Genomic DNA, 10158 nt, shown 5'->3' on the forward strand with positions numbered 1-10158 from the left:
GATTTTTACTTTGCAAATAATTTACGTTGTAATTTATCTTCGCTAAATACCCAACCAATGTATGAATGGTCTATCTGCATATTTTTATCTAAGTGAGCAATAGCAACAAAAGAATAGTGACCATTTTTTAAATAGCGTAAATCAACTAGCCTTATTTCAGTAGTACCATCCTCTAATTTTTTGGCTTGCCAACGATAAATAGAAGAAAAATTAAGGAAAGTTCTTATGTTTTTATCATTTTTTACATATTGCATTAAATCATCATTAGTAAATGACTGCCGTTTACCTTTATCACTGAAGACTATATTACGTCCGTAACTTCTTCCTACATAATCGTGTTTTTCAGTTTGAATAGCAACACGCCATTGCATAAAACGAATAGTTGGTGCTACAAAAACTTTTACAGGGTTATGTTCTTGCTTAATTTGTTTCAATGCTTGTTGTTTAATTATCGCTTGCATTCTAAAACGTATCATATAATATACTACAAGAATAGCGATGATAGGGAAGAAAGCGACATATGGATGAATACCAATTAACCAAAATAATATTCCTACGCACCATAATATGAAAATAATAGGATCAAAAGTATTGATTACGCTTAACTGAATCCATTTATTAGTAATGGGTCTAAGGGCTTGTGTACCATAAGAATTGAAGATATCTACAAATACATGAAGAAATACAGCAAGTTGAGCCCATAACCAAACATGTGTAGTATCTACATTTTTAAAAAATGTGAAAATGAAAAGTGTGATTAATAAAGGCCATAGAATTGTAAAAGGTATTGAATGTGTTATCCCTCTATGATTGGATATATAAGTAGCATTATCTTTTAATTTAAAAACCGTGTCACCATCAGGTATTAATGAACCAACTACTAACGTTGTAGCTGTTGCTGCAAAAGAACCAGCCATAGCTGGGTCTTGGGTAGCTAATGCAGTGAGTCCGATACCCATGACTATATGTGTTCCTGTATCCATAAGTATTCACTCTTTTCATGTCAATATTATATTCATTATAATCGAATATGCATAATTTTAAAAATAACATACTATGTTAATCATAAAAAACTTTTACTAAACTAAAGAAAGAGATGTGGAAAATGTTTAATGAACAGAAATTTAAAAACAATCTTGTAACATGGTTTGAAATCAATCAACGTGAAATGCCATGGAGAGAAACTTCAAATCCTTATTATATCTGGTTAAGTGAAGTCATGTTGCAACAAACACAAGTAAAAACAGTTATAGATTATTATCATAGATTTATTAATCGTTTTCCTACAATTGAAGATTTAAGTAATGCAGAAGAAGATGAAGTGCTAAAGTATTGGGAAGGTTTAGGTTATTATAGTAGAGCGAGAAATTTTCATACTGCAATTAAAGATGTCCACGCAAACTATCGTGGACAAGTGCCTAATTCACCAGAAGTATTTGGTGAATTGAAGGGTGTGGGACCGTATACACAAGCTGCAGTGATGAGTATTGCATTTAATTTACCTTTAGCAACTGTAGACGGTAATGTCTTTAGAGTATGGTCAAGGTTAAATAATGATACTAAAGATATTAAATTGCAATCAACAAGAAAAGCATATGAAAAAGAATTACAACCATATGTTGAACAAGATTCTGGTACATTTAATCAGGCTATGATGGAATTAGGAGCTTTAGTTTGTACACCTAAAAATCCACTGTGTTTATTTTGTCCTGTACAAGAGAATTGTGAAGCATTTGAAAAAGGGACTGTCGAGGACTTACCTGTAAAAACAACAAAAATTAAAAAGAAACATGTAAAGCAACATGTATACATTGTTAGAAATGAAGATAATCAATTACTAATAGAAAAAAGAATGCAGAAATTGTTAAATAATATGTGGGAATTTCCAATGTATGAAGCGGATGAAGCGGAAAATATTAATACGAAACTAAATACAAAACTTCAATTTTCCCAAGCACCTATTTATAAATTGAAACATCAATTTACTCATATTACATGGGATATTGAAGTATACTTAGCGAATAAAGTAATTAATAAAATGGATGTTGATTTACCTGAAAATATGACATGGATGCACGTTAATGAGAAAGAAATGTTTAATTTTCCTGTGAGTATGTCGAAAATATTTAAATTCATTTCAACACATGGTTAGACTCGTTGTTGAATCCATACTTATGTTATAATTTATATTGTGAAATTAAGAAAAGGTGGTGTGGAGCATGGTAAAAGAATCCATACCTAAAGAAGGTCAGACAATTAAGATTCAAAGTTATAAACATGATGGTAATATACATCGTGTTTGGTCTGAAACTACTATATTAAAAGGTACGGAACATGTTGTAATTGGTGGAAATGATCATACGCTTGTTACTGAAAGTGATAGTCGCACATGGATAACTAGAGAACCAGCAATTGTTTATTTCCATTCTGAATATTGGTTTAATGTTATATGTATGTTTAGAGAAGATGGTGTGTATTATTATTGTAACTTGTCATCACCGTTTGTTTGTGATGAAGAGGCGTTAAAATACATTGACTATGATTTAGATATTAAAGTTTATCCAAACGGTAAGTATCATTTATTAGATGAAGATGAGTATGAACAGCATATGAGACAAATGAATTATTCTTCAGATATCGATGTGATTTTAAGACGTAATGTTGATATTTTACAACAATGGATTGAACAGAAGAAAGGTCCGTTTGCTCCCGATTTTATAAAAGTTTGGCGTGAACGATATAAAAAAATTAGAAATTATTAAGCACTTTTAATGTTTTTAATTACATTATCATTTATAGTGATATGCGTATGAGCTAATTAGGCATGGCAAAACATGTTTAATATAAATAATCGTATGCGCGCAAATGAAATGATAAGCAAACTAAGATAACGCGTTTACTACAGCCTCGTTGATAGCTCAACGTAGGCTGTTTCATTTGCTATATAGTTTGGGGGAGGAATGAAATATATGATTCGTAGATATTTACAATTTGTAAAACCATATAAATGGCGAATCATTGCTACGATACTTGTTGGTATTTTAAAATTTGGGATTCCGATGTTGATTCCATTATTAATAAAATATGTTATTGACGATATTATTAATAATAATTCAATTTCGGTAGAAGAGAAATTTACAAGATTAGCTATTGCTTTGGGAATTGCAGTATTTATTTTTGTAATTGTACGACCACCAATTGAATTTTTAAGACAATATTTAGCACAGTGGACAAGCAATAAGATTTTATATGATATACGTAGAAGACTTTATAACCATTTACAAGCATTAAGTTCCAGATTTTATGCAAACAACCAAGCAGGACAGGTTATATCTAGAGTTATCAATGATGTCGAGCAAACAAAAGATTTTATTTTAACAGGGTTGATGAATATCTGGCTGGACTGTATCACAATTGTGATTGCACTTTCCATTATGTTTTTCTTAGATGTTAAATTAACACTAGCAGCACTTGTGATTTTCCCAGTGTATATACTAACTGTTTACTTTTTCTTCGGTCGTCTAAGAAGTTTAACTAGAAAGAGATCACAAGCATTAGCGGAAGTTCAAGGTTTTTTACATGAACGTGTACAAGGTATGTCCGTTATTAAAAGTTTTGCCATTGAAGATAATGAAGCCCAAAATTTTGATAAACATAACCGTAATTTCTTGCAAAGAGCATTTAATCACACACGTTGGAATGCTTATTCCTTCTCAGCGATTAATACAGTAACTGATATAGGACCATTAATTGTTATTGGATCAGGTGCATTTTTAGCTATCAATGGCTCAATAACTGTTGGGACTTTGGCTGCATTTGTCGGCTATTTAGAGCAATTATTTGGTCCGTTACGTCGACTTGTATCTTCATTTACGACGTTGACACAAAGTTTTGCTTCAATGGACCGTGTTTTCCAATTAATGGATGAAGGTTATGACATTAAAAATAAAAAAGGTGCATTACCACTTGAAATTAATAAAGGGCATATTGAGTTAAATGATGTAAGTTTTAAATATAACTCAGAAGAATCAACAATTTTAAATAATATAAATTTAGAAATTAACCAAGGTGAAACTGTGGCATTTGTTGGTATGAGTGGTGGAGGAAAATCTACTTTAATCAATTTGATTCCAAGGTTCTACGATGTAACAGATGGTGAAATAAAAATTGATGGTACTAACATCAAATCATATTTAACTGGAAGTTTAAGAAATCAAATAGGTTTAGTCCAACAAGATAACATCTTGTTTTCAGATACAATAAAAGAGAATATCTTATTAGGTCGTCCTGATGCCACAGATGAAGAAGTAATAAAAGCTGCCAAAATGGCAAACGCTCATGACTTTATCATGGAATTATCTGAAGGCTATGATACAGAAGTTGGAGAAAGAGGCGTAAAACTTTCCGGCGGACAGAAGCAACGCGTATCTATTGCTCGTATTTTCTTAAACAACCCACCTATTATTATTTTAGATGAAGCTACAAGTGCATTAGATTTAGAGAGTGAATCTATTATACAGGATGCATTAAATATTTTAAGTGAAAATCGTACGACATTGATAGTTGCACATAGACTTTCAACTATTACACATGCTGATAAAATTGTGGTAGTTGAAAACGGAGAGATTGTCGAAACAGGTACACATGAAGCGTTATTAGCTAAAAAAGGTGTTTATGAACATCTTTATAGTATACAAAATCTATAAAATGCTACTTTTCTGCTGCTGATTTAAATAAATGATATAAAAAAGCCCGAGGCTGTTGTAATGACACAACCTCGGGCTTTTTTTATAAGTCGAAATCTTCATCTAAAATATCAATTTCATTATCGTTATTATGATATGAGAAGAAACTGATGCGTAATCTGTCTAAGTGTTCTAGTGTATAGCGATATTCTTCTATAGCAGATATAATTTGCATAATATTAGCATAGGAGTATACCGTTTGATATGGGTTTTTAATTATTTCTTTTTGGAAAGCATTCATAAGTTCTTTTTTCTGTGGATTCTCTATTTGACTATCAAATTGACTGACATCATATTTAGCTTTTTTAGATAGACTTATAAATATTTGTTCATGATATGCAATTAGTGTATCTAGTTCTAATTTAATTTGTAGTAATAACTCATGATTTAAATTGTGTAAATCGTTTTGATAGCGATTCATTTTTTTTAGTACCTCATATGCATGACGAGTACTGCGGACGACTTCTTTAAAAAGAATCTTTTTACGATTTTGCGCATATACTTGTTTTTTAGTAAATGGTCGTTCTTCTTCATAATAACTAAATGTTTGTTCAAGTCTCTTAATACGACCGCTTATTACACCTCTATCTTCCTTAATATGGTGATATTCTGATGTATCGTTCAATACGAGTTTAAACCATACAAAAATATCAGAACATATATTCAAGGAGTTGTAATAAATTTTCGACTCAAATTTTGGTGGTAAGAATAATAGATTAACTGTTGAAGAACTAATTACACCAATCATAACTAGTACAAATCTATAAAATGCAGAAACATAAAAATCTCCTGAGTGCTGTCCCATAATAATTAACGCTGTAACACTCGCTAATGTAGCAACATGTGCTAAATTGAAACGGAAAAGTATAGCAATTAAAAGTATGACAGTAACACCCATAATTATGACGTTATCTCCAAATACCGTAACCATTGCTACAGCAAGTAATGCTCCAACGACATTACCAAGCGCTTGGTCAGAAACAGTTTTTATAGATCGAAAAACGCTTGGTTGCATAGCAACGACTGCACTGACTCCAGCGATTGCTTTTAAACCAGCTTCATCAGGTAATAGAGAAGCGATAAACAAAGCAAGTATAATGGCTATACCTGTCTTGAGAATACGGGCTCCTAATTTCAAATGTACCGCTCCTTAATAAATGTATTTATACTTGTTATACAATGATTGGAGCTAAAATTCAAGTTTATTTCATTTGACTAAAAGCGTAATCAGCTGCTTTTAATGTTACATCTATTTCTTCTTCAGTATGTTCCGTTGTTAAGAACCAAGCTTCGAATTTAGAAGGTGCTAGGTTTATACCTTGATTTAGCATCAATTTAAAGAATTTAGCGAATGCCTCTCCGTCAGAATTTTCCGCCTGATCATAGTGGACTACAGTTTCTTCTGTAAAATAGAGTGTCAAAGCACCATATACTCTATTAACTGTCGCTGTGATATTATGCTTTTCTATTAATGAAAGTAGACCATCTTCTAAACGTTTACCTAAGTTATCTAATTTTTCATAAACACCTTCTTGTTCTAGTACTTCTAATAACGCAATACCTGCTTTCATAGATAAAGGATTTCCAGCCATCGTACCAGCTTGATATGCAGGTCCTAATGGGGCAACTTGTTCCATGATGTCTTGTTTACCGCCGTATCCACCAATTGGTAGACCGCCTCCGATAATTTTGCCAAATGCAGTTAAATCAGGATAAACATTATACAAATCTTGAGCTCCACCAAAATGGAATCTAAATGCAGTTATCACCTCATCATATATTACTAAACTACCATTGTTATGTGATATTTCATTCACTTGTTCTAAGAAGTTGGGTTGTGGTTTCACCATACCAAAATTTCCGACAATCGGTTCAACAAGAACTGCAGCAATTTCGTCGCCCCAATAATCTATAGCTTCTTTGTAAGCGTCAATATCATTGTAAGGCACAGTAATAACCTCTTGAGCAACACTTAAAGGTACACCAGCAGAATCAGGAGAGCCTAATTGTGATGGGCCGCTACCAGCAGCTACTAATACTAAATCTGAGTGTCCGTGATATTGTCCGGCAAACTTGATGATTTTTGTTCGATTTGTATAAGCACGTGCAACACGTATAGTAGTCATTACAGCTTCGGTACCAGAGTTAACAAACCTAATTTTCTCTAATGAAGGAATTGCTCCACGTAATTTCTTGGCAAATTCAATTTCTAATTCAGTAGGCGTCCCATATAACACGCCTAATGCTGCTTGTTCTTGAATCGCTTTAGTAATATGTGGGTGAGCATGCCCAGTGATAATAGGACCATATGCTTGTAAGTAATCAATATATTTGTTTCCATCTACATCATAAAGATATGCGCCTTGTCCAGAACGCATCATTACTGGTGCGCCACCACCAACTGCTTTATATGAACGTGAAGGTGAATTAACACCACCTAAAATATATTCATCAGATAATTTCTGAAGATTTTCACTTTCAGTAAATTTCATAGTTATCAACCTCTTTTTATTTAATATTTGCGACTATTATCGTATCATAAATTAAAGAATAAAAAGAAATAGGGTGAATGAAATGTTAAAAAAAGGAAGTCAGTTTCCAAAATTTGAATTAGAAAATCAGAATGGTGAGTTAATATCAAATGAAAGTATTAAAGGCAAAAAGGCTGTGCTTTATTTTTACCCGAGGGATAATACACCGACATGTACAACAGAAGCTTGTGATTTTAGAGACAACCTTGAAATGTTCAATGAATTAAATGTAAATGTTTATGGAATTAGTGGAGATAGTAAAAAGAAACACCAAAATTTTAGCAATAAGTTAGAGTTGAATTTTGATTTATTGGTAGACGAAGATTATAAACTTTCTGAAGAAGTTGGTGTATACCAATTGAAAAAATCTTTTGGTAAAGAGTCTATGGGTATTGTAAGAACTACTTTTGTTTTAGATGAAAATGGAATTATTATAGATGTAATTAATAAAGTTAAAGTGAAAACTCAAATAGAAGAACTAAAAGATATATTGGGGTGATTTAAAATGAAAGCTGTAAGTTTAATGAGGATGGATGATCTAGAAACTGATTTAATTGAACGCTTTCCCAATGTCGACTTTGTATTTACAACGGGTGTTTCTAGTATCAATACTGAAGATAAACAAACTTTAGATATATTGTTTGGTTACGATAGTGACTTAGATGCTGCATTTTTAAGTGATTGTCCAAATTTAAAATGGATAGCCTGGTACTCTACAGGAGTCAATAAACTTCCGTTAAAATTTATTGACGAAAATAATATAAAACTTACAAATGGTAAAGGTGTACATGCAAAACAGATGTCAGAGTTTATCTTTGCATATATCTTAGATGATTATAAAAAAATGAGAACTTCCTATTTAAATCAAATTAATAAGCATTATGATTCAAAAATGAGTGGTAAAAGATTAAGTGGCCAACGTTTATTATTTCTAGGTACAGGCAGTATCGCACAAAATACCGCTAAAATAGCTAATACTATGAATATGGAAGTACTTGGAATAAATACAAGTGCTCATGATGTAGATGGCTTTAGTAAAACATACGCTATTAAAGATTTAAAGAAAGTTATATCTGAAGCGGATATTATTGTTAACACACTCCCCGAAACAAATGAAACAATACATCTACTCACAAAAAATCATTTTGAATTGATGAAAAACGAAGCATTATTTATTAATGTAGGTAGGGGAACTATTGTAAAAGAAGAAGTTTTAGTTGAAGTTTTAAATGAAAAATTGATTAGACATGCATATTTAGATGTATTTGAAAATGAACCATTAACTTCAGAAAACCCACTATATGAATTAGAGAATGTTACGATTACAGCTCATATTACTGGTAATAACTCAGAAAACAAAGCAGAAGTAACAGAGATTTTTATTGAAAACCTAACATCTATTCTCAATAATAATAAGCTAATTGAGAATTTAGTTGATCCAAAGAGTGGATATTAACGAGTTTAAACTAAGAATATTGACATTTCCCTAATTTAACAGTTATATTAATATTAAGTAATAATAATTCTTAAATAGAAAGATGGTGAGGGAAATGAGTGCAGAGATGGAAACAGTTGAACATCAACTAGAAGATTCAATTGCATCTTTAAGAAATAATGGCGTGAGAATAACCCCACAAAGACAAGCAATTCTTAAATTCTTAATTGCTTCAGAGTCACATCCTACAGCCGATGAAATTTATCAAGCACTTTCACCTGATTTTCCAAATATAAGTGTTGCTACTATATATAATAATTTACGTGTCTTCAAAGAAATAGGGATAGTTAAAGAATTACCGTATGGAGATTCATCAAGTCGTTTTGATTTCAGTACACACAATCATTACCATGTTATATGTGAAGATTGTGGTAAAATCGTAGACTTTCATTATCCACAACTAGATGAGGTAGAACAATTAGCTCAACACGTAACAGACTTTAATGTAACGCATCATCGTATGGAAATTTATGGTTTATGCAAAGATTGCCAAGATAAAAAAGAATAATCGTAACCATAGTTGAAGTAATGATTAATTTAATAGCTATGAAGGAACTAAATTGAAAGTGAGTAAACATATTATGGAAATAATTTACTTTTTATGCACAGAAAAACCAATTATGTTTGAAATGGATATTTAGCATCTTTAAGCTTATAATTGATTATCAATTAAATGGACTGTTAAATAAGTTCAACTTGTACCAGTTAGTTGTTGTCTTGTACAAAGTTAGAAACCGAGATATTAGATATCTCGGTTTCTTTTTGTTTTCAATTCTTTCTATAAGTAGAAACAGGTATTATTAAAAATATATGATTATTTAAAATATAGGAGATAGATTGTATATAGAAAATACATTTACTGACCAGCGAAAATGAGAAATTATAGTAAAATGAGTAATTAGTTATACAATGTTATTACACCATTTTAAAAACATGTACATCTATTTACTAAATAGTGAATATAAAGGTAAAATTCAACTAAAAAGATTCTCAATAATTATTGACGATATGGAATAATCTTGATACTATATAAAAGTCGTCAAAACAAGACGCATTGCAACATCAATTGAAACAAAATGAATTTTAAAAAGTGTAAAATTAACGCTTGTGAATCTCATTTGTAAGTTATATAATAGTAAATGTTGAGTTGAGAAAAACGAAACAAACTTAATAAAAAATAAAAAAATTATCATTGACTTAACAAAAACTTAATGATAAAATAATTTCTTGTAACACATTAATGAACATTGAAAACTGAATTGCAATATGTCAACGTTAATTCCGAACACAACATTAAATTGTTGGTTCAAAACAAGTGTTAGAGATAACACAAATTAGTATTTTATGAGCTAATCAAACATCATAATTCATTTATGGAGAGTTTGAT

General features: G+C 31.0%; 9 protein-coding genes. 6 read left to right on the plus strand and 3 right to left on the minus strand.

Annotated features, from left to right (window positions below):
• Positions 1-5: 5 nt before the first annotated feature.
• Positions 6-983 carry a metal-dependent hydrolase gene (locus ACSUE0_RS12150; protein ID WP_119614315.1) on the minus strand — a complete coding sequence of 326 codons (978 nt, stop codon included), beginning with the start codon at positions 981-983 and terminating at the stop codon, positions 6-8.
• A gap of 122 nt (positions 984-1105) precedes the next feature.
• Between ACSUE0_RS12150 and mutY the strand changes: the two genes are divergently transcribed.
• The 3 genes from mutY (at position 1106) to ACSUE0_RS12165 (ending at position 4706) form a co-directional block, all read left to right on the plus strand.
• On the plus strand, positions 1106-2152 hold the full coding sequence (gene mutY, locus ACSUE0_RS12155; RefSeq protein WP_436957553.1) for an A/G-specific adenine glycosylase: 1047 nt from the start codon (positions 1106-1108) through the stop codon (positions 2150-2152).
• Between the two features lie 67 nt (positions 2153-2219).
• Positions 2220-2762 (plus strand): nucleoside tri-diphosphate phosphatase, encoded by a 543-nt coding sequence (gene ntdP, locus ACSUE0_RS12160; RefSeq protein ID WP_017722819.1) that lies wholly within the window; start codon positions 2220-2222, stop codon positions 2760-2762.
• A 207-nt stretch (positions 2763-2969) separates the two neighbouring features.
• Positions 2970-4706 carry an ABC transporter ATP-binding protein gene (locus ACSUE0_RS12165; protein WP_119614317.1) on the plus strand — a complete coding sequence of 579 codons (1737 nt, stop codon included), beginning with the start codon at positions 2970-2972 and terminating at the stop codon, positions 4704-4706.
• An 82-nt stretch (positions 4707-4788) separates the two neighbouring features.
• Here the strand turns inward: ACSUE0_RS12165 and ACSUE0_RS12170 are convergent, their stop codons facing one another.
• Entirely contained in the window at positions 4789-5883 is a 1095-nt protein-coding gene (locus ACSUE0_RS12170) for an FUSC family protein (protein ID WP_119614318.1), read from the minus strand.
• A gap of 64 nt (positions 5884-5947) precedes the next feature.
• Positions 5948-7237: a glutamate-1-semialdehyde 2,1-aminomutase gene (locus ACSUE0_RS12175; RefSeq protein ID WP_119614319.1), complete on the minus strand. Its 1290-nt coding sequence runs from the start codon at positions 7235-7237 to the stop codon at positions 5948-5950.
• Between the two features lie 82 nt (positions 7238-7319).
• On the opposite strand from ACSUE0_RS12175, the gene bcp reads away from it, so the two are divergent.
• From bcp to perR, 3 genes are all read left to right on the plus strand, one after another.
• A complete protein-coding gene (bcp, locus tag ACSUE0_RS12180) occupies positions 7320-7775 on the plus strand; it encodes a thioredoxin-dependent thiol peroxidase (RefSeq protein ID WP_017722823.1) in 456 nt (151 codons plus the stop codon).
• A gap of 6 nt (positions 7776-7781) precedes the next feature.
• Positions 7782-8732, plus strand: coding sequence for a phosphoglycerate dehydrogenase (locus ACSUE0_RS12185; RefSeq protein ID WP_119614320.1), 951 nt, complete (start codon positions 7782-7784; stop codon positions 8730-8732).
• Between the two features lie 94 nt (positions 8733-8826).
• Positions 8827-9279: a peroxide-responsive transcriptional repressor PerR gene (perR, locus tag ACSUE0_RS12190; RefSeq protein ID WP_017722825.1), complete on the plus strand. Its 453-nt coding sequence runs from the start codon at positions 8827-8829 to the stop codon at positions 9277-9279.
• Positions 9280-10158 lie beyond the last annotated feature (879 nt).

Source organism: Staphylococcus sp. AS1337 (genome assembly GCF_051408735.1).
Lineage (GTDB): Bacteria > Bacillota > Bacilli > Staphylococcales > Staphylococcaceae > Staphylococcus > Staphylococcus xylosus_B.